Here is a 19680-nt window from a genome sequence, read left to right on the forward strand (position 1 = left end):
AAAGTGGATAGTGATATGGTTAACAGTACTAATCCCCCCGTTGCTTTGGTTCCTGGCGCGGCCCAACGTTTGGGGGCGGAAATATGCCGGAGTCTTCATGGACGGGGTTACCGCATCGTTATCCATTATCGACATTCCCATACTGCCGCCAAAGATTTGCGGGATGAGTTAAATTCTCTGCGTGAAGATTCTGCCGTGATACTTGCCGGCGATATGAATTCTTTGACCGATGTTAAAGACGTGGCGACCAAAGCCATATCTCAGTGGCAGCGCTTGGACGTGTTAATTAATAATGCGTCGGGATTTTACCCAACGCCAATAGCGACCGCGGATGATCGCGATTGGGATGCGCTGTTCAATAGTAATTTAAAGGGCCCATTTTTTCTCTCGCAGACGGTGGCGCCAGCCTTGAAAGCAAGTGCAGGTTGTATCGTCAATCTCGTTGATATTTATGCACAGAAACCCTTGAGTGGCTTCCCTATTTACTCCATGGCTAAAGCCGGAGTGGCGATGATGACGCAATCCTTGGCCCTGGAGCTTGCCCCGGATGTTCGTGTGAATGGCGTTTCTCCAGGCGCTATTTTATGGCCGGAACAAGAGACCGATTACAGTATTAAAGAAAAGCAGGATCTCAAGCAGCGGGTGCCACTGCAGCGCCAAGGTGAGGCTAGGGATATCGCTCAGACGGTCACTTTTTTAGTTGCAGATGCCCCCTATATTACAGGGCAGATCATCGCCGTTGATGGTGGGCGTTCAGTCTGTCTCTAATGTTTTTGTAGGTTTGCCACGTATCTACTCCCAAGTCCGGGGGCGGATGGTTTAGCGTAAAAAAGAATCGTGCTGAGGGGCCGTTTGAGGTCTATCGCAAAGCGTGTGTCGATTTGTTAATTTGCTTGCAGATCTTGATCACCGCTACACATTGAAATTACGTGTAGCGGTGATCTGATCGGCTACCTAAGAGTTAGCAATTCATGCGATGGTCGATGAGTTCGTCAACCACGGCGGGGTCTGCCAAGGTTGAAGTGTCTCCTAAAGTGTCTAATTCATTCGCGGAAATCTTTCGTAAAATACGACGCATTATTTTACCTGAGCGGGTTTTTGGAAGACCTGGTGCCCATTGAATTAAGTCTGGTTTAGCAATGGGGCCGATTTCCTGAACGCAAAGGGCGATAAGCTCTTTCTTGAGTTCGTCGCTGCCCTTTATGTCGTGCATCAGAGTGACGTAGGCGTAAATTCCTTGGCCCTTTATGTCGTGCGGGTAGCCCACAACGGCAGCCTCGGCGACGTCTTCATGCAGTACTAATGCGCTCTCGACCTCGGCCGTGCCCATGCGATGACCTGATATATTAAGTACATCATCTACCCTACCGGTAATCCAGTAGTCGCCATCCGCATCGCGGCGGGCACCATCGCCGGTGAAATAATAGCCTGGATGGGTACTAAAATAGGTTTCTATAAGACGCTGATGATCGCCGTATATACTGCGAATTTGGCCTGGCCATGAGCGTTTAATGACTAGTAAGCCCTCACCTGGGCCTTCTATTTCTTTGTCGTCATTGTCGAGTAAAGCCGGCTCGACACCAAAGAAGGGGCGGGTCGCAGAGCCGGGTTTCATGTCGATGGCGCCTGGTAGCGGTGTCAGCATATGCGCGCCAGTTTCTGTCTGCCACCACGTGTCGACTATGGGGCAGCGGCTGTCGCCTATCACGCGGTGGTACCACTCCCATGCCTCTGGGTTGATGGGTTCGCCAACCGTGCCGAGCAGGCGCAAGCTGCTGCGATCTGTTTTCTCAACGAACTCGTCGCCAGCCCCCATAAGCGACCGCAATGCAGTCGGTGCAGTGTAAAAGATGTTGACCTTGTGTTTGTCGACTACTTGCCAGAAACGGGATGCGTCTGGATAGCTTGGCACGCCTTCAAATAGCAGTGTGGTTGCGCCGTTGGCTAGCGGGCCGTACACAATGTAGCTATGGCCGGTGATCCAGCCGACGTCTGCGGTACACCAGAATACTTCACCGTCTTTGTAATCAAAAACGTATTTATGGCTCATGGCAGATTGCAGTAGGTAGCCTGCGGTGGTGTGCATGACCCCCTTTGGTTTACCGGTCGAACCTGATGTATACAAGATAAATAGCGGTGCTTCACTTTCTACTGCCACGGCGGGGCATTCTGCTGATGCCTTTGCTACTTCTTCGTGGTACCAAATGTCACGGCCTTCTTGCCATTTAACCGCGCCGCCGGTACGTTTTACTACTAAGCAAGATTCAATGCTGGGACAGCCGGGTAGGGCGATATCGGCATTTGCCTTTAGTGGGATTTTTTTACCGCTGCGCAGACCTTCATCAGCAGTAATTAACATTTTGCACTCTGCATTTTGAATGCGGTCTTTAAGTGCTTCTGGCGAGAAACCGCCGAACACGACGGAATGGATGGCGCCAATGCGAGCGCAAGCTAGCATTGCATATGCAGCTTCTGGAATCATCGGCATGTAGATACAGACGCGGTCGCCCTTGGTGACACCTTGGGCGAGTAAGACATTCGCCAATTTAGATACCGCGGTGTGGAGTTCGCGATAACTGATGTGGCGAGATTCGGCGGGATTGTCGCCCTCCCAGATAATGGCGGTTTGCTCGCCGCGGGTTTCAAGATGACGATCTATGCAGTTGTACGCAACATTTAACTTCCCACCGTCAAACCAACTGGCTTCTCCTTTTTCAAAGTTGTATTGGTTGATGGTGTGCCAGCGCTTGTCCCAGCTTAAAAATGTGTCAGCTTGGTCGGCCCAGAAATTATCGGGATCGTTAAGCGATTGTTGATACATCTCTTCATATTGCGCTTTATTGATATGGGCGTCGGCTGCAAACGCCGCTGGAACGGGATGGACGTGTACTTTGCTCATGACCTTGCTCTCTTTACGCGGTTGTTATGGTTGTTGGTCTGCGGTTAAAAATAAGGTGACTAGAATATAGTGATAATCACGATATTGTCTTTTGTCAGGATAACGGCTTGATCGCTTAGATTGAACCCTTAAGGGGGTAAGTTTTGTCTTAAGAATGAGAATATGTCAGGCGCGAAAAAGTCGCCAGCCAGTGGCAGCTTAACATAAGTTTGGGGTAGGTGACGGAGGTGCAGGCAGTGCGCCTCCGTTGCACAAATTAGGCGACTTGAACGGGGATGGCGTTGCTTGCGTGGCTGACGGTATTGTCAGCGTTCATATAAATAAGGCGCGGCTTGAAGTTGATAAGCTCCGCCTCAGAATACGTTGCGTAGGCGCAAATAATAATCACGTCGTCAACGTTAGCTTTGTGGGCCGCGGCACCGTTGATTGAAATAATGCCACTGTTGTCTTCGCCACGGATAGCGTAGGTGGTGAAGCGCTCGCCATTGGTGACGTTGTAAATTTGAATTTGCTCAAATTCACGGATGCTCGACATATCGAGCAATTTACCGTCGATGGCGCATGAGCCTTCATAGTCAAGCACCGCATGGGTAACACGCGCTTTGTGAAGCTTAGCTTTCAGCATAACGGACTGCATAACGCTATTCCTTTCTCTATCGGTCTTTGCCGGCTTTAATTAGCTGCCAACATTCCCCAGTCGGCGCTGGGGTTAACATTCAGGGTGACATTGTCAATTAAACGCGTGCTGCCAAGTTTGGCGGCGGCGAGTATGACCACTTCTTCAGTGTCTGCGTCTACTGGACGCAGGGTACGCGCATCGCAAATAGTAAAGTAATCAGACTCAAGACCGGCTTGGTTAAGGCTGATTTTGGCATGCTGTTCTAGTTTGCTATAGCTATCGTAACCGCAGGCTATAGCCTCGCGACATTCCTGTAAAACTTGGTGCAAAACTGGCGCAATTCTACGTTGTTCTGCATTTAAGTATCCATTGCGAGAACTTAGCGCTAAGCCATCATCAGCACGAGCCGTTGCGACACCAATAATATTGATTGGCATGCACAAGTCACGCACCATCTTACGAATGATGCTAAGTTGCTGAAAATCTTTTTCGCCAAATACCGCGGTGTCTGGTTGCACAATATTAAACAGTTTCGCAACTACTGTTGCGACGCCGGTAAAGTGCCCCGGACGGCTCGCACCACAATGGTCGTCTGATAACTCTGGCACAGAAACTTTACTGTGACTGTCCATTCCTTCCGGGTAAATTTCGCTTACCTGGGGAAGAAACAAACACTGCGCGCCAGCGGCAAACAACTTTTCTTTGTCTGCGGCTAAGGTGCGTGGATAACTGCTCAGGTCTTCGTTGGCACCGAATTGCAGCGGATTCACGAATATACTCACAACGACAATGTCAGCGTGCTGGCTAGCGCGCTGAACAAGGCGTAGGTGCCCTTCATGCAGATTACCCATAGTCGGAACAAAGGCGACGGTCTTGCCGGCGCGTCTTCCCGAGTTTAGGGCGGCCCTTAATGATGCGGCTGTGCTATAAGTTTTCATACCACCTAACTTCCCAATCTCATACTTCGCAGGGCGAAGGTAGTTTGCTGTGAAGTCAGTCCGCGCACACCGCGGGCTGGCGACCAATGCACTGGCTTAATGGCATCAATGTCTGAAAAGACTGTTCATAATCTGATCAGTTTGGCCAGTGGCGGGCAAGTATGCCCCAATCGGAATAGCCGTTCAATGCTTTGGTAACAAAAAATTCACGACTTTGTTACCTTTAAAAATGTTCCCCGAGGTAACAGTTTAGGATTGTAAACCCTTAGTCAAAACTATGCTCGTCTGCGGGGAAGCTACCGTCTGCAACCGCGTCATTGTAGCGTTTCAGCGCATTTTCGATACTGCTGCTGCCGTCGGCGAAGTTGCGCACAAAGCGCGCGGTCTTCTCGGTAATACCGAGTAGGTCGTGGAGTACCAGCACTTGGGCGTCGGTGCCATTGCCTGCACCTATCCCTATAACGGGGATTTTCAGTGTATTGCTTATTTCGGTAGCGAGTTTGCGGGGTACGCATTCGAGGACCAGCATAGACGCGCCTGCAGCCTCTAAGGCTATCGCGTCAGCCAGAATGGCTTTTGCTTGGCTGTCGTTGCGGCCCTGTACGCGATAGCCGCCTAATACATTGACAGATTGGGGCGTTAAGCCGAGGTGGCCGCAGACTGGGATGCCAGCTTGGTTTAGCAGAGTCACGCTTTCTGCCAGCCAACTACCACCCTCGATTTTTACCATGTGAGCGCCTGCGCGCATCAGGGTGGCGGCATTGTCTGCGCATTGTTGGGTGCTGTTATAGCTGCCAAAGGGCATGTCGCTAATAATGAGTGGGAGGTCGCAACCGCGGGCAACACAGGCGGTGTGATATGCCATGTCGTCAATGGTAACGGGTAGGGTCGAGTCGCGACCCTGCAGAACCATACCAAGTGAATCGCCGACGAGGATAGCCTCTATGCCTGCTTTTTCAACAAGTTTGGCAAAGCTGGCATCGTAGCAAGTGACGACAGCAAATTTTTCTTGCTGTTGTTTCTTTGTCAGCAGTTTGAGTATGTTGACCTTGCTCATAGGGTGCCTCTGCAGTGCTTAAAAAAATGTGGGGTTAAAGTAATGGCGGCCGCCACGTATTTCCAGCAGATATTGCAATAATTGCTCATATTGACGGTCATTGTTGGCAAAATCGATGTCACTGGCGTTAATAATCATAAGTGGCGAATCATTGTAGGATAGAAAAAATTCGCTGTAGGCATTATTTACCTGCTCTAAATAATCGCCGCTTATGCTTTGCTCGAATCTTACCCCACGATGCTGTATGCGTTCTTTCAGTATTTTCACTGGTGCTTGCAGGTAAATCACGAGATCTGGGGTTGGTATATCGACCTGCACTTGCTCGTAAACTTTTTTGTACAGAGTCAGTTCATTGGCATCGAGTGTGATTTGGGCAAATAGCGGATCTTTTTGAAACAGGAAATCGGCGATATGTGTTTGATTAAACATATCGCTTTGGCGTAAGTCGCTAAGTTGTTGCGCGCGCTGGAATAAGAAAAATAGCTGGGCTGAAAGGGCCGCGTGGCGCTGGTTTGCGTAAAAGCGTTCAAGAAAGGGATTGTCTTCCGCCTGCTCTAGCAGCGTATGGTAGCCAAGCGATTCAGCTAGGCGTCGAGTAAGCGTACTTTTGCCAACACCGATAGGTCCCTCAACGGCGATAAAGCACGGTGGGTTTTGGCTATTGATAATGGGTTCGTTAGTAAGTGATCGCTTCATCATGTGACTCTAAAACCCATAAGTTGTCGTTGTCTGCATAGCTTAGCGTGTTCTCGTTACTTAAATAACTACGAAGCAAGGTCTTTGGTGCAATATCCGCCAGTGGGCGAAGTACAAAATCTCTCTCAAACATACGGGGGTGGGGTACGCTGAGTTCAGGTGTTTCGATGTGGTGGTCGCTGTACAGCAGTAAATCTAGGTCTAGCGTTCGAGCTGCCCAGCGAACCGAGCGCTGACGCTGGTGTTGTACTTCAATGCTTTGCAGTGTGATTAGCAGGTCATGCGCGCTCAGTGCGGTATCAACGGCGATAACGGCATTGACGTAATTGTCTTGTAAGCCGGGGCCGATAGCGATGGAGCCGTAAAGTCTCGATCGGGCAATGAGTTGGCAGCGTGGGATGGTTGCAATGGTCTCTATTGCCGTTAAAACTTGCTGTTTGGGCTGGTTTAAGTTGCTGCCCAAGGCAATGTAGCTGCGGATCATCTAGGTTTGCGAGGTCCGCGGCGGCGCCTTGGGCTGCGTGGCTTCTCACCTGCGGGAACTTGCGTCAACATTGCGCCGCGGGTATCAGCATGGGCTTCTTGAAATGCTAGCCACCACTGCCCCAGCTCGGGCTCAATTTCACCGGCCTGTTCACGCAATAATAGAAAATCAAAGCCGGCTCTGAAATAGCGATGGTCAAGAAGTAATTCTGCTCGTTTCCCGGATCGACGAGTTAGGCGGCACTGTAACTCCCAAATGTCGCGCATAGGAAGAGAGAATCGCTTTGGAATCGCCACGGTTTGTTGCTGTTTGTGCAGCACGCGCTCTGCGGCTTGGTGGAGAGCGGGGATTTCTGGTACGCCAGTGGCTAGAATTTCTTTGTGAATGTGTTTTACAACGGGCCACAATAAAACAGCGTAGATAAAAGCTGGGGTAACTGGCTTGTTCTCGGCAATTCGGACGTCAGTATTAATCAAGCCTTGCTGAATAATGGCCTCAGCGGCGGGTTCGTGTTGATTCAGCATTTTTTGTGTAGAGGGGAATAGCGGGCTGAATAGACCGTAGCGCTGCATGAGTGCGTAGGTTTGAATACCTTGGCCTGACATGAGTAGTTTGATGACTTCGTCAAACATGCGTGCGGCTGAAATGTCGGTTAAAAGGGGCGCCAGGCGCTTCAAAGGCTCTTCTGTATGTTGCTCAATGTCGAAATTGAGCTTGGCTGCAAAGCGAATAACGCGCAGCATGCGCACCGGATCTTCACGGTAGCGGGTTTCGGGGTCGCCGATAATGCGTATAAGTTTGTTTTCTAAATCCTTGATCCCGCCAACATAGTCGTAAACGCAGAAGTCGCGGCTCGAATAGTACAATGCATTTATGCTCAGATCGCGCCGGGCCGCGTCCTCCTCAACAGATCCGTAAACATTGTCGCGGGTAAGCATTCCTGACTCAGTTTTGGCGGAGTGCTTGTTGCGCTGGGCGCTATTGCCGGGGGCGTCATGATTTCCACGGAATGTCGTGACTTCAATAACTTCATTGCCGAATCGAACGTGAACAATGCGAAAGCGGCGGCCGATAATGCGGCTGTTGCGAAAAGCGCCGCGCACCTGCTCTGGTGTTGCGTTAGTTGCAATGTCGAAATCTTTTGGCTGGCCACCTAATAATAAGTCGCGTACACCGCCGCCGACGAGGAAGGCATCATAGCCCTCTTCATTGAGGCGTCGGATAACTTTTATCGCAGCGTCGCTGATATTTTTGCGAGAGACACAGTGTTCGTCTCGCGGAATTACAGTCGCAGGGTGTGTGGCGTGTTGAGTGGGTTTGGAAAATCTGCCAGAGAGCTTTTTCCAGAGCCCGGTAACGGAGCTAGATGTCATTGATGTCTGCGGATAGCCGATAAGTATTATGAAGCCGGTATTCTAGCACAGGCTTATTTGTAGTGTTGTTAATGGATTAGCTGAATTGTTGCGAGTTAGGGCAAAGCTATAAGATTGGGGATTTTACGGGGTTCTAAAACGAAGAAGGGGAAAACAATGTCTTCCCCACCCAGGTCTCTTTGCTATTGTATTATTATTATTGTTTCTCTGTTTTCTTATTATTATTTTCGTTTTTTATTATTCTTCGCTCCCAATATAGAGCATATGCCGTGCCAGTTTTTGTATTCCCTTTTATATCAATGACTTATCTAATTATGCCCTTGCTTTTTTGCTTTGTATTTTAGGGGTTTGTTACCTTACTAAACGTCCTTTGTTACGATCTTTGTTTTTGGGTAACGTGTCGCACTGCTCACGTGCCTGAGCGCGAACTCACTTTTTTGCGCGGTATGCCTAAGCGCTGGCGGCGCTCCCAAAGACATTTTCGGCTGACACCCAGTTTCTGCGCTAATTCTGTTTCACTCATTGAATCTTGGTGTTCTAAAACAAAGCGCTGGAAGTAATCCTCTAGAGACAGGTCTTCGCTAGGATCGGCGTGAAGTGATTTACGACGATCTGAATTGTTGTTAACTGGCGCTGGCCTAGGAGCGGGATCGGTTCGTCGCCCTCTAATTTGGCTGATATCGACGAGCTCTAAGTCTATGTCTAAAAATTCGTTATCAATTTCTTTGCGGTCACACAATATAACCGCTCGCTCTATGGCGTTTTCCAGTTCCCGGATATTTCCGGGCCATATATAGGTTGTTATGGCTTGGATCGCCTTGGGGCTGAAATGCATTAACGGCTTTTTCATTTTTTCGCAGCGGCTCTTTAGCAGCGTCTCTGCGAGTTCGAGAATATCTTTACCGCGCTCTCTTAATGGTGGTAACTCCAGTTTCATGACGTTTATTCGATAATAAAGGTCTTCACGGAAGCGGCCCGAGTGCGCCATGTCTTTTAAATCGCGGTGTGTGGCGCAAATAAGTCGTACATTAACCTTGCTAGATTCCACCGAGCCGATACGGCGTATTTCGTCCTCTTGAATAAATCTAAGCAGTCGCGCCTGAGCTTCAAGGGGGAGTTCACCAATTTCGTCTAGGAATAAGGTACCGCCGTCGGCAGCTTCGATAAGACCGGTGCGGCTAGAATTCGCGCCGGTAAAGGCGCCTTTTTCATAGCCGAATAATTCTGACTCGATCAGTGTTTCGGGAATGGCGGCGCAGTTGACGCAAATAATGGCTTTGCCAGCCCGCGTACTTTGGTTGTGAATTGCTCGGGCTACTAGTTCTTTACCTGTTCCTGTCTCGCCGTGCACGAGCACAGTCGCATCGGTTGGTGCGACGCGGCGAATATGGTCATAGAGTTGCTGCATAGCCTTGCAGCTACCGATCATGCCATTGGCGTCGGCGATTTGTTTGCGCTGGCTGCTGCTTGGCTCGGGTTTGTCTGTGTGACGTTCGCCGCTGGTGCTGCTAATAATACGCTCAACCGTTTCGAGCATTTCATCGTGATCAAATGGTTTCGCGATGTAGTCGATGGCGCCTTTTTTCATCGAATCGACGGCAGATTTCAAGCTGGCGTAGCTCGTCATGATTAGGACGGGGGCTTCTGTTTTACTGATCAGGTCAGTACCCGCCGCGCCGGGTAGGCGTAAATCACTGATGATTAACGCGTAGTCGTTGACGTTATAAGTACTCAGCGCTTTTTGGACTGAATCCGCCTCATCCACCTGATAGTCATTTCGTTCGAGCAGGCGCCGCAGTGCCAGACGGATGACATCTTCGTCTTCGACTATTAGGATTTTGGGCATAAATCTCTCCGTGGGTTCGTACAGCGATCTCTATCGAACAGGCGCGTAGCCGAACAACATAACGCGATCGGCAGAATAATTCTAGTTCGGCTCAGCTTGGTTTAATTGGAGGTGGATATGAATTCGCGTGCCGTGATTGCTTAATTCAGGTACCGGGCTTTCAATGCTAATGTCACCACCTAAATCATTAATAATGTTGTAAACCAGTGCGAGCCCTAGGCCGGTGCCTTTGCCCGGCTCTTTGGTGGTGAAAAAGGGTTCAAATATCCGGTCTTGCAGTTTTTGGTCGATTCCTGAGCCTTGATCGGTAACTGTAATGTGGGCCTCGAGATCATTGTTCATCGCGTCGATGGTTATCATGGCGTCGTCACTACTGGCATCTCTGGCGTTGGATAGCAGGTTTATGAAGACTTGCATTAGCCGTTGGCTGTTACCAGCAACGATAATATCCGCTGGGCAGTTGTTGTTGTAGTGGATTTGGCGAGCCTCATTGTCGAGGCTTAATAGTTGCACGGCTTCCGATACGCAGCTGCGAATGTTGACGGCTTCTGTGGCTTGAGTGGGGTCTTCGCGGCCGGTGTGGGCAAAATTGACAAGGCTATGAACAATGCTGCTTATACGTTGGGTTTGTTTAACGATTTGAGAGGCCGTTTCTAGTGTGTCTGGGTTGTCGGTTTCGTAGCGCAGGTTTTGGGCTAGGCACGCAATACCTGTTACCGGATTGCCTATTTCATGCGCTACGCCAGCTGCCAAGCGGCCAATTGATGCTAGGCGTTCTTGGTGAGTCAGCTCATGTTCGAGTAATTGTGTGTCGGTAATGTCTTCTACCACGATGATCAACTCATCTCGGCCTAGCATCTGAGATTCAGTGCGATGTAAGTTGAGCCAGCGCAGGCCTTGCTCCGTTTCCACGCAAAATTTGCTGCGGTGCAGGTCGCTGCTGTCTAAAAAGCTGATTAGGCAGCCTGCCCAAGGTTCTGGCAAGCCGTTCAGGCGAGAGCCGGTTACGGTTGCAGACTTGATGGCGGTGATATCTGCCATCGACATATTCCACAATAATATCTCTTGGTCTCTGCCGAGTGCGCATACACCAATAGGCAGATCTTCAAGAGTTTGGCGGTGGTAGCGACGGAGGCTGTCTAGGTCGGCGGCAAGGCCGGTTAAGTTTGTCTGATATCGTTCTAAGCGCTCTTCAATATAGGTAATGTCTTCGCTGCTTCCTAAAATACTGTTGGTGTAGGGGAGCACGCGATCAATGACCCGCCGTGCGCTTGACGGTCCGACTAATGAAGAAAGGTTGATTTCAATCCTGTCTCTAATTCGCCGCAATGCGTAGGGTCGTGTCTCGAGTTCGCTAAGTTGTAGCTCTTCTAAGGCACGTTTAAATTCCTGTGCTGCGGCGTGATCCCCCAGTGCTTCCTGTAGGCGTAGTTTTATCTCGGCTGCGCTCTGTAAGTTTAGTGTGTGGCGGCTCGGGCGATTCAGATCGTCTAGGGTACATGCTTCGGCGGCACTACGTTCCTCTGCCGAGGTTTCGCTAAGTATAGATACAACGATAAAGAAAGCGCAGTTTAAACCTAATGATATGCTAGCAACGGCCACCCAAAAAAGATCTGGATCTAGGCTATTAATGTAGAATTTTTCTAAAAACTCAGGGTGGAAATCACCGAACATTGGGATAAGTAGACCGATTATCCACACGCTAAAGCCTGCGATTAATCCACTTATAAAGCCGTTGCGATTGGCCTTGGGCCAGTAGAGTACGGCGAGCACGCCGGGTAGGAACTGCAGGCAGCCGGCGGCGGAGGTCATTGTAAGATTGGTGAGGGTTTTAGTTTCACCAATGAGTTCGTAAAAAATATAGCCGATAAGAATGATTGCGCAGATCAGTAATTGCCGTGTTACCAGTAACCAGCGATAGATATCTACATTTCTGCCTTTGGGGCGAAGTATTGGCAATATGATGTGATTTAGGCTCATCGAGGCAAGCGCGAGGGTGGTAACAATAATGGCGCCACTGGCAGCGGATAGGCCGCCCAGATATATCAGTATGCTTAACCAGGGCTTGTCTATATTGAGTGATAGGCCGAGCGCGAAGTAGTCTGCTGGCAGTGTCAGATTGGATGCTTGGCCAGCCCAGAGTATGGGCAGTACCGGTAAGCTCATAACCAGTAAAAACAGCGGCAGTCCCCAGCTTGCAGAGATCAGGTTTTTACGGCTGGGGTTCTCTGCAAATAGCATATGAAAGACATGCGGCATACAAACTGATGCGGCGAAAAAGGTAATTAGCATCAGTCTATTGGTGTCGCCTGACTGCGGTGTACTCAACTTTTCTAGTATTTTGGGGTGGCTATTTAGCCACTGCTGAAGACCGTCGAAACCACCGAATACAGACATTACCGCCATCACGCCAATTATCACAATGGCGAGCATTTTTATTATAGATTCGAAGGCTAGTGCAACGACTAGGCCTCGGTGGCTGTCTTTTGAGGCGAGGTTCCGTGAACCAAATAATATGGTAAAGATGGTGATTACTGTGCAAAAAAGCAGTCCGGCTAGATTTTTGAAGGTGCTGTCAGCTTGGGTGATGTCACTGTCGCCTGCGCTTAATATAAATGTCGATTCAGAGACGATTTGGATTTGAATGACGAGCAGAGGCCAAACGGACAGGGCCAAAAAAATGGTAGCAAGTGAGCCAGCCCATGAGCTGCGAAAACGGAAACTGAGCAAATCTGCCAGTGAGTTCAGGCGGTAGCTTTTACATATTTGGTGGAGTGGCGCCAACAGTATTGGCAGCAGAATTAAGGCCGCAGAGATACCGATGTAGTAGTTGAGAAAGCTGTAGCCATAGCGATCCGCAAAACCAACGGCACCATAAATGGCGAAGCCACTCGCATAAACCCCGAGAGACAAGACGTAGACGCTGGAATGATTAACAAGGCGTGTCGGCAATAATTGTCGTTCGGTCGCATAGGCGATGGCAAAGAGAAGTAGCAGGTATCCAATGCCGATAAAAAATAGGGCGTTTAGGCTAAGAATCATTGCGGCGCTGTTTGTGGAGGCTTAGAAAAACAAAAATAATGACCAGCAGCCAGATCAGGTGGTGGCGATACCATAAATTGCTGGCGTCATTGAGCCAGCGACCTAAGGTCGGCGCGTAGATAAAAGTAAAGGTTGCTAAAAGAAGCAGGGATGAATGAATTTGCATGGTGACCGCGAGGTTTTCATAGTCGCACTGATGTTACTGGAGCTACTGTAAAACTGCAAAGTATTGGGCGCTAGCCAAACAGAGGAAGTGCTGTTTGTGTTGGTATGTGATCTACCCGCCAGTGTGCGGTTGCCCATTGCAGTAGTTCTGCAATTCCGAGTTCTTCCGGCGGCGTTGGTTGCTGCAGGTATGCAAGTACAATGCGTAGATTTTCTTTTGCGCATTGATTATCGATGGCTGGCGCAAAACTTTGCTTGCTGAGTTTATGGCCATCGTCACCCACAATCACAGGAAGGTGGAGGTAGCGAATTGAAGGCAAGTGGAGCGCGCGTTGCAAGTGAATTTGCCATGCTGTTGCGTCTATTAAATCGACACCACGGACAATGTCAGAAATGTGCTGTTCGGCATCATCGACAACCACCGCAAGTTGATAAGCGTACAAGCCATCTCGCCGCTTGAGTACAGGATCGCCTATCTGATTTGTGATGTAGTGTTGCGCGCCTTGCACGCGATCTAAAAAGTTTGTGTCAGGCTGTTTGATCTTTAGGCGGATCGCCGCGTCACCCGTGACAAAGGGAGTAACGCATTGGTTCGGGTGAATTCCGCCGTATTGGGCGAGTTGGGACCGAGAACAACTGCAGTAATATGCATCGTGATTGTGTAGTAGTTGATTCAGTGCATTGTCGTAATGATTGCTGCGCTGACTTTGCCACACTATGTCGCCATCCCAATGTAAACCGTGGGCTGTAATACTGTTGATGATGAGGTTTTCAGCGTTTTCTTGCGCGCGCGGAGGATCAATATCTTCTAAGCGCAATAACCATTGACCGTGATTTGCGCGAGCATCTAAATAGCTAGCTACTGCGGTTAATAAAGAGCCTAGATGTAATGGTCCGCTAGGTGAGGGAGCAAACCGGCCGATATAGCCGGTATGAGAAGCTGACATATAAAGCCTCGGCTAGGGCGACAGTTATTGCCGCCCCGGATATTAGCCGCGTTCTTGGCGTTCTTTGATTTCATCGAGTGTCTTGCAGTCGATGCACAAAGTTGCCGTTGGCCGAGCTTCTAGGCGTTTGATTCCGATATCGACACCACAGGTGTCGCAGAAGCCGTAGTCATCTTCGTCGATCAAATTCAGCGTAGAGTCAATTTTCTTGATAAGCTTCCGCTCGCGATCACGGGTACGCAGCTCAAGGCTGAACTCTTCTTCCTGAGTCGCGCGGTCTGCGGGATCAGGGAAGTTTGCTGCTTCGTCCTTCATGTGACTTACAGTGCGGTCAACTTCTTCCATTAATTCAGACTTCCAAGTAAGCAGAATCTGACGGAAGTGCTCCTTCTGATTGTCGTTCATATATTCTTCGCCCTTTTTTTCTACATAGGGGACGAAGGTCTTTAAATTCTCTGTGTTACTCTGCTGTGCAGGCATGGCTGGCCCTCTTCTGTACAAGCCGTTAACCGCAAACTGCGGACATGCGCGACGACGCTGTGTCGCCAAACCGGCAAAACTACCAGATATGTCTCTCTCGCGCTACACGAAATTCATCATAAGTGTATCTAGTAGCCTGTTGTGGTGATGTTAAGACGGTGCGGATAAAGCTACACTCCAATTTTTGGCTAATAGGTGAAGTATAGGTGATTAATAATTTTGCGCACCGCCTTGCGGATATCGAACCCTTTCGTGTCGTTGAGGTGCTAACTCGTGCTAAACAATTGGCCGCTGAGGGGCGTGATATTGTCCATATGGAGGCGGGCGAGCCCGACTTTAGAACCGCCGAGCCCATTATTCGCGCAGCGACGGCGTCTTTGGCGCGTGGTGAGACCTATTACACGCCGGCAGCGGGGATTCCCGAATTGCGTGAGGCCATTTCTAAATACTATCGCAGCGATTACGGCTTAGACATCTCGCCGCAGCGTATCATGATAACCCCGGGGGCGTCTGGCGCCTTATTGATTCTGGCTGGCTTATTGGTTAATCCGGGTGAGGGTATGTTGATGACTGACCCTGGATATCCCTGCAATCGCCATTTCTTGAGTTTGGTGGGCGGCGAGGGGCAGCTCGTGCCTGTGGGGCCGGAGGATAGATTTCAGCTGAGCGCAGAAAAGGCCGAGCAGCATTGGCAGGCTAATACCAGGGGAATTATGGTGGCGTCCCCCGCCAACCCTAGTGGCGAAATTTTAACGGCCCCTGAATTGCGCGGTCTTTACGATTTGTGTGCGCAAAAACAGGGTTATTTGGTGGTGGATGAAATCTACCATGGCTTGAATTATGGGGTCGATGCGCCGAGTATTTTGTCGATTACCGATAAGGCCTTTGTTATCAATAGTTTTTCTAAATACTTCGGAATGACCGGGTGGCGCCTGGGGTGGCTGGTTGCGCCAGAAGAGGCCGTGCCTCATTTAGAAAAGTTGGCGCAGAATTTCTTCATTTCAATGTCAACAATGGGGCAGTACGCCGCGTTGGCGGCGTTTGAGCCAGAAACCCGGGTAGAGCTGAATCGGCGCAGAGATGAATTTGCAGCGCGACGGGATTATCTCTTGCCGGCCTTGCGTGAGTTAGGATTTGATATTCCCCATTGCCCGGCAGGTGCCTTGTATCTCTATGCGGGCATCGAGCGATTCAAAACCAATAGTCAGAATTTTTGTTTGGATTTATTAGAAAATCATGGAATTGCGATTACCCCCGGTGAAGATTTTGGGCGTTATAAAGCAGACCAACATGTACGTTTTGCCTACACCACGGGGATGGCCCGCTTAGAGGAGGCGGTGACTAGGCTGCGGCGATTATACGGCTAGGACCCCTCAGGCCGGCGGCGTATAAAATTGCAGGCCGGTAATCTCAGTATTACTGGGTGCATTTTGCGCAAGCGCTGTGGCCATCGAATGCGCAATACGCTTAGCTCTAGCCTTCATGGTTGCGCAATTTGGGCCTTCAAAGTGTCGATCAATATTGCTAGTTAGTAGGTGTAACCAGCGAGCAAAGTGGTGTTCGCTTAGTCCTGCTTGTTGATGTATATATTGGTGCCGTTCAAAAAGCTGCCCTTTATAGCGTATTTCCTTAAAAAGTAGCTGAGCCCAAAAATCAATAACGCGGGGTAGGTGGCTTTCTAGTGAAAAGGGTATGACGTCGGTAAAGTAAAAACCAATGATCGGGTCAGTTAAGACATCGCCGTAAAAGTGCCTGAGTAGTATGTCGAGATCATCGCGGCTTGCAATATCTGTTTTCGTCGGCTGCATAAATCTACCTTTGTGTGGCGAGGTGAGTTTGTCATCGCGGAGAAGCTTGGTGTGGATGGTAGTATATAGCTAGTTGGCTTGGTCTTAAGGGGATTGCATTGAAAGGTAAGGCAGTAGAAGCGGTGGCACTGCAGCATATAGTCGCGCGCTTAGATGATTTTAAACCTCGCCAGCGATGGTGGCGGCGTTGGGTAAAGCGTTCCGCAGTGGCAATCATATTAAGAGAGCTGAATGACCATATTGAAATATTGATGATTAAGCGAGCTGACCGCGAGGGTGATCCATGGTCTGGGCATATGGCGTTTCCCGGCGGCAGAATGGATCGCGGCGATATAACTGGACTGCGCACGGCAATTCGAGAGACAGAGGAAGAAACCGGTATCTATTTAGATAAGGCGGGTCATTGTATTGGTCGTTTATCCGATATTGTCAGCCGGCCCCATTCTGGGCGGCAGCCTATGGTAGTTACCCCCTACGTATTTAGATTGCATACCGCGGTTAGTATTGAGGCAAATCACGAGGTAGCAGAGGCAGTTTGGATTCCCTTGAGTTTTTTAATGGACGCTGAGCGGCGCGAAACAATGGAATATGGTCACGGAAAATTGACTCTTACATTGCCGTGCTATTTTTATGGTAAGCGTCGTATTTGGGGCATGTCTTTAAAAATGTTGGACGAACTACTCAGTCTCGTTTGACGCATCACCCTCCGCAGGCGGCGCTATGTCGTCCAGTCTGCTGGGTGGTCGAAAGTCTAGATCTTCGGCATCTGGCAGTGGGTTACGCTGTTCTTCCCAAAGATGAATCTTGGTTTCGTTTAGTAGTTGTCGCGCGCGGGTTTGCGGCTTAGCAGCTTCCGCGATAGCGGCATCGGGCAGAATACTTCTCATCCACGCTTCAAACACCGGCATGATGATCGGCGTTTTTTTGCTGTCTAGGTATTGCCAGCGTGAACCGTCCAATATATTTCCTGAAACACGTTGTTGTTTCACCGGTAACCAATAGACGCCGCAGCTGGACAGACTAAAGTCATCTTGGCGGCCAAAACTGATATTTGCTTTAAAGGGATCGAATGCGTCTTCGGGCGGATTCTCTATGCGCTTGAGGGCCATAACCCAGCGACTGCCTGGGGGGAACTCATTGGCATCTGGTCTGCATAAGTCGTCTTTTTTACCCCAAATACGAATTTCGTCTCGGTATTCACTGCCTTGAAGAATAGTGTCAATGACCAAATCAAAACCATTGCCCTGTGCCGAGCGGACTTCGCCGTAGACCACAAGGTCGGTGTCTGGGTAGACAGATTTGAATGGGCCTTCCCATAGGCATTCGCAGGCCGAAACGATGGGGCTAAGTATGAGCCCGCCAATGACGGGGAGCGTTTTTAATATAGTGCTTGTCATGTTCTTGGGTGCATTCGGGGTAATGGTTGTTAGTGGTAAATAAGTAGACCAATTTTAAACAAAAAAGGCGCAATAAATTGCGCCTTTTTTAATAGCCTCTTTATGGCGGGCCTTAAATGTCTATTACAACACCCAAAAAGTAACCATCTACAGTCACTTTAGCTTCTTCATCGTCATCTTCGAGATCGACATCGAAGTTGCGGTAGCCTAACTCAAGGCCGATAACGCCAAACTCATAACCTAGGCCTACGCTCATATCGGTAACGCTGTTGTCGCCGTAGGAGATCACGTTTGCCAGTGCTGTTGCATAAAGCCCAGTCAGCGGTAGATCGAAACGTGCATTGACGTAGGCCATAGGTACTGGGGCGTCAATGTCGATTGAGCCTTCTCCACTGGTACCTTTGATACTAACTTCGCCATCGAACATACGAACGGTTAAACCAACATCAAGATTTACCCAATTGTCTAAAATCTCGTAGTACAACGTAGCGTCGGTGTGAGTCAGGTCGGTGGTAGAGTTAACGTTTTCACTTTGCACGTAAGGTTTGCCATCGAAGGTGAAACTCTTTGAAAGCGTGCCGGTTTCGGTGATGTCTAAGTCGGTACGCTGAAGGCGAATATTCGGTAAAACAGGAATTGGATGCTCTAGTGCGACGTAAAAACTTTTGCCAGTTTCATCATCATAGCCGAGGTCGTCATTCATTGAGACGCTTTGCGAACCGGCTTTAACATCGCCGTCCCAGCTTTGTTTCCACATGTAGGCACCAGCGCTAGCACCAATAATATCGGCCTGTGTTGCAATAGATGCACTTGCGGCGAATATAGCCAAGGCTATCAGTCGTTTTTGCATGGTAGATCCCCTGTAATATATTGTTTTATCCGAGCTAACGATAAGCGCTCAGTGTGACAGCGTAAATACTAGTTATTCAGTAATAATGCCACGTCTTTGGCAAAATACGTCAATATCCCATCAGCGCCTGCGCGTTTAAACGCCAGCAATGATTCCATCATCACGACGTTTTTTTCCAGCCAGCCGTTTTCGAATGCAGCGCAGTGCATGGCGTATTCGCCGCTCACTTGATAGGCGTACGTAGGGACGGCGAGCTCTTCTTTGACGCGACGGACGATATCAAGATAGGGCATGCCGGGTTTGACCATAATCATGTCCGCACCTTCTGCTAGATCAAGGGCGCACTCGTGAAGTGCTTCATTGCTATTGGCGGGGTCCATTTGATAGGTGTATTTATTGCCGCTGCCTAAATTACCCGCCGAGCCAACCGCGTCGCGAAAAGGCCCGTAATATGCCGAGGCATATTTTGCGGCGTAGCTCAGGATGCAGGTGTTGATGTGCCCGGCGCTTTCAAGTGTTTTGCGAATAGCGCAAATTCGGCCGTCCATCATGTCTGATGGGGCGACGATATCGGCACCCGCATCCGCCTGGGCTTTGGCTTGCAAGCATAGCGTTTCAACAGTGCGATCATTTAGCACATAACCGTTCGCGTCGATGATGCCGTCTTGGCCGTGGGTGGTGTAGGGATCTAAGGCCACATCGGTAATCACACCAATTTCAGGGGCGGCGTCTTTTATCGCTTTGATGGCGTTTTGCGCCAGCCCATTGGGGTTGTAAGCTTCTTCAGCCAGCAACGATTTTTTTTCTGTGCCGACCACGGGGAATAGGGCGATGGCTGGAATCCCGAGCGAGGCAAGTAACTTTACTTCCTTTGCCAGCAGATCAAGGCTTAGGCGTTCGATGCCGGGCATTGAACCAATAGACTGGCGATCATTCTGGCCTTCGCAGACAAACATCGGATATATCAGGTCGTTGACGCTAAGCTGATTCTCTCGCATCAGTCGACGCGTGAAGTCGTTTGCTCGCATACGGCGTAAACGGGTGCTCGGGAAGGCGCCTCGCTGTAGTGATATCGTCAT

17 protein-coding genes and 2 pseudogenes are annotated in these 19680 nt (G+C 49.6%); 3 read left to right on the forward strand and 16 right to left on the reverse strand.

Features of this window, described 5'->3' with window-relative positions; genetic code table 11:
• Positions 1-15 precede the first annotated feature (15 nt).
• Positions 16-768: a pteridine reductase gene (locus tag O9X78_RS16255; protein WP_269620785.1), complete on the forward strand. Its 753-nt coding sequence runs from the start codon at positions 16-18 to the stop codon at positions 766-768.
• 193 nt (positions 769-961) lie between these two features.
• Here O9X78_RS16255 and acs read toward each other — a convergent pair whose 3' ends face one another.
• The 12 genes and pseudogenes from acs to dksA all read right to left on the reverse strand — a co-directional run bounded on the left by acs (position 962) and on the right by dksA (position 14546).
• On the reverse strand, positions 962-2899 hold the full coding sequence (gene acs, locus O9X78_RS16260) for an acetate--CoA ligase (RefSeq protein WP_269620786.1): 1938 nt from the start codon (positions 2897-2899) through the stop codon (positions 962-964).
• A 256-nt stretch (positions 2900-3155) separates the two neighbouring features.
• Positions 3156-3536, reverse strand: coding sequence for an aspartate 1-decarboxylase (gene panD / locus O9X78_RS16265; protein ID WP_103684416.1), 381 nt, complete (start codon positions 3534-3536; stop codon positions 3156-3158).
• A gap of 35 nt (positions 3537-3571) precedes the next feature.
• On the reverse strand, positions 3572-4456 hold the full coding sequence (gene panC / locus O9X78_RS16270) for a pantoate--beta-alanine ligase (RefSeq protein WP_269620787.1): 885 nt from the start codon (positions 4454-4456) through the stop codon (positions 3572-3574).
• 265 nt (positions 4457-4721) lie between these two features.
• Positions 4722-5513: a 3-methyl-2-oxobutanoate hydroxymethyltransferase gene (gene panB, locus O9X78_RS16275; RefSeq protein ID WP_269620788.1), complete on the reverse strand. Its 792-nt coding sequence runs from the start codon at positions 5511-5513 to the stop codon at positions 4722-4724.
• A gap of 18 nt (positions 5514-5531) precedes the next feature.
• Positions 5532-6209 (reverse strand): deoxynucleoside kinase, encoded by a 678-nt coding sequence (locus tag O9X78_RS16280; protein WP_435056064.1) that lies wholly within the window; start codon positions 6207-6209, stop codon positions 5532-5534.
• On the reverse strand, positions 6190-6693 hold the full coding sequence (gene folK, locus O9X78_RS16285) for a 2-amino-4-hydroxy-6-hydroxymethyldihydropteridine diphosphokinase (protein ID WP_269620790.1): 504 nt from the start codon (positions 6691-6693) through the stop codon (positions 6190-6192). The genes O9X78_RS16280 and folK overlap by 20 nt, the downstream gene beginning before the upstream one ends.
• Positions 6690-8066, reverse strand: coding sequence for a polynucleotide adenylyltransferase PcnB (gene pcnB, locus O9X78_RS16290; RefSeq protein ID WP_269620791.1), 1377 nt, complete (start codon positions 8064-8066; stop codon positions 6690-6692). The genes folK and pcnB overlap by 4 nt, the downstream gene beginning before the upstream one ends.
• 409 nt (positions 8067-8475) lie before the next feature.
• A pseudogene (locus O9X78_RS16295) lies at positions 8476-9492 on the reverse strand (sigma-54 interaction domain-containing protein); the annotation flags it as partial.
• A 156-nt stretch (positions 9493-9648) separates the two neighbouring features.
• Positions 9649-9912, reverse strand: a pseudogene (locus O9X78_RS21040) (response regulator); the annotation flags it as partial.
• Between the two features lie 81 nt (positions 9913-9993).
• Positions 9994-12954 carry an ATP-binding protein gene (locus tag O9X78_RS16300; RefSeq protein ID WP_269620793.1) on the reverse strand — a complete coding sequence of 987 codons (2961 nt, stop codon included), beginning with the start codon at positions 12952-12954 and terminating at the stop codon, positions 9994-9996.
• 236 nt (positions 12955-13190) lie between these two features.
• Complete coding sequence (gene gluQRS / locus O9X78_RS16305) at positions 13191-14066, reverse strand: tRNA glutamyl-Q(34) synthetase GluQRS (RefSeq protein ID WP_269620794.1); 876 nt, start codon at positions 14064-14066, stop codon at positions 13191-13193.
• Positions 14067-14108: 42 nt separating this feature from the next.
• Positions 14109-14546 carry an RNA polymerase-binding protein DksA gene (gene dksA / locus O9X78_RS16310; protein WP_269620795.1) on the reverse strand — a complete coding sequence of 146 codons (438 nt, stop codon included), beginning with the start codon at positions 14544-14546 and terminating at the stop codon, positions 14109-14111.
• 206 nt (positions 14547-14752) lie between these two features.
• Between dksA and O9X78_RS16315 the strand changes: the two genes are divergently transcribed.
• Positions 14753-15913 carry a pyridoxal phosphate-dependent aminotransferase gene (locus O9X78_RS16315; protein ID WP_269620796.1) on the forward strand — a complete coding sequence of 387 codons (1161 nt, stop codon included), beginning with the start codon at positions 14753-14755 and terminating at the stop codon, positions 15911-15913.
• A 6-nt stretch (positions 15914-15919) separates the two neighbouring features.
• Here O9X78_RS16315 and O9X78_RS16320 read toward each other — a convergent pair whose 3' ends face one another.
• Positions 15920-16354, reverse strand: coding sequence for a group III truncated hemoglobin (locus tag O9X78_RS16320; protein WP_269620797.1), 435 nt, complete (start codon positions 16352-16354; stop codon positions 15920-15922).
• 98 nt (positions 16355-16452) lie between these two features.
• Between O9X78_RS16320 and O9X78_RS16325 the strand changes: the two genes are divergently transcribed.
• Positions 16453-17049: an NUDIX hydrolase gene (locus tag O9X78_RS16325; RefSeq protein WP_269620798.1), complete on the forward strand. Its 597-nt coding sequence runs from the start codon at positions 16453-16455 to the stop codon at positions 17047-17049.
• On the opposite strand, the gene O9X78_RS16330 is transcribed toward O9X78_RS16325, so the two are convergent.
• The 3 genes from O9X78_RS16330 to hemB form a co-directional block, all read right to left on the reverse strand.
• Positions 17032-17751 (reverse strand): hypothetical protein, encoded by a 720-nt coding sequence (locus O9X78_RS16330; RefSeq protein WP_269620799.1) that lies wholly within the window; start codon positions 17749-17751, stop codon positions 17032-17034. The genes O9X78_RS16325 and O9X78_RS16330 overlap by 18 nt on opposite strands.
• A 112-nt stretch (positions 17752-17863) precedes the next feature.
• Positions 17864-18601 (reverse strand): TIGR04219 family outer membrane beta-barrel protein, encoded by a 738-nt coding sequence (locus O9X78_RS16335; RefSeq protein ID WP_269620800.1) that lies wholly within the window; start codon positions 18599-18601, stop codon positions 17864-17866.
• A gap of 68 nt (positions 18602-18669) precedes the next feature.
• The gene (hemB, locus tag O9X78_RS16340; protein ID WP_269620801.1) at positions 18670-19680 is read right to left on the reverse strand and encodes a porphobilinogen synthase; all 1011 of its coding nucleotides are present in this window, start codon (positions 19678-19680) and stop codon (positions 18670-18672) included.

Source organism: Zhongshania aquatica, from assembly GCF_027257955.1.
GTDB classification, from domain to species: domain Bacteria; phylum Pseudomonadota; class Gammaproteobacteria; order Pseudomonadales; family Spongiibacteraceae; genus Spongiibacter; species Spongiibacter aquatica.

What these genes read in the sequence shown, in the direction of transcription:
- panB (WP_269620788.1), bottom strand. Translation starts at nt 5,513, where the DNA reads ATGAGCAAGGTCAACATACTCAAACTGCTGACAAAGAAACAACAGCAA.
- dksA (WP_269620795.1), bottom strand. Translation starts at nt 14,546, where the DNA reads ATGCCTGCACAGCAGAGTAACACAGAGAATTTAAAGACCTTCGTCCCC.
- O9X78_RS16300 (WP_269620793.1), bottom strand. Translation starts at nt 12,954, where the DNA reads ATGATTCTTAGCCTAAACGCCCTATTTTTTATCGGCATTGGATACCTG.
- O9X78_RS16335 (WP_269620800.1), bottom strand. Translation starts at nt 18,601, where the DNA reads ATGCAAAAACGACTGATAGCCTTGGCTATATTCGCCGCAAGTGCATCT.
- panC (WP_269620787.1), bottom strand. Translation starts at nt 4,456, where the DNA reads ATGAAAACTTATAGCACAGCCGCATCATTAAGGGCCGCCCTAAACTCG.
- pcnB (WP_269620791.1), bottom strand. Translation starts at nt 8,066, where the DNA reads ATGACATCTAGCTCCGTTACCGGGCTCTGGAAAAAGCTCTCTGGCAGA.
- acs (WP_269620786.1), bottom strand. Translation starts at nt 2,899, where the DNA reads ATGAGCAAAGTACACGTCCATCCCGTTCCAGCGGCGTTTGCAGCCGAC.
- O9X78_RS16255 (WP_269620785.1), top strand. Translation starts at nt 16, where the DNA reads ATGGTTAACAGTACTAATCCCCCCGTTGCTTTGGTTCCTGGCGCGGCC.
- gluQRS (WP_269620794.1), bottom strand. Translation starts at nt 14,066, where the DNA reads ATGTCAGCTTCTCATACCGGCTATATCGGCCGGTTTGCTCCCTCACCT.
- panD (WP_103684416.1), bottom strand. Translation starts at nt 3,536, where the DNA reads ATGCAGTCCGTTATGCTGAAAGCTAAGCTTCACAAAGCGCGTGTTACC.
- O9X78_RS16320 (WP_269620797.1), bottom strand. Translation starts at nt 16,354, where the DNA reads ATGCAGCCGACGAAAACAGATATTGCAAGCCGCGATGATCTCGACATA.
- folK (WP_269620790.1), bottom strand. Translation starts at nt 6,693, where the DNA reads ATGATCCGCAGCTACATTGCCTTGGGCAGCAACTTAAACCAGCCCAAA.
- hemB (WP_269620801.1), bottom strand. Translation starts at nt 19,680, where the DNA reads ATGACGATATCACTACAGCGAGGCGCCTTCCCGAGCACCCGTTTACGC.
- O9X78_RS16280 (WP_435056064.1), bottom strand. Translation starts at nt 6,209, where the DNA reads ATGAAGCGATCACTTACTAACGAACCCATTATCAATAGCCAAAACCCA.
- O9X78_RS16330 (WP_269620799.1), bottom strand. Translation starts at nt 17,751, where the DNA reads ATGACAAGCACTATATTAAAAACGCTCCCCGTCATTGGCGGGCTCATA.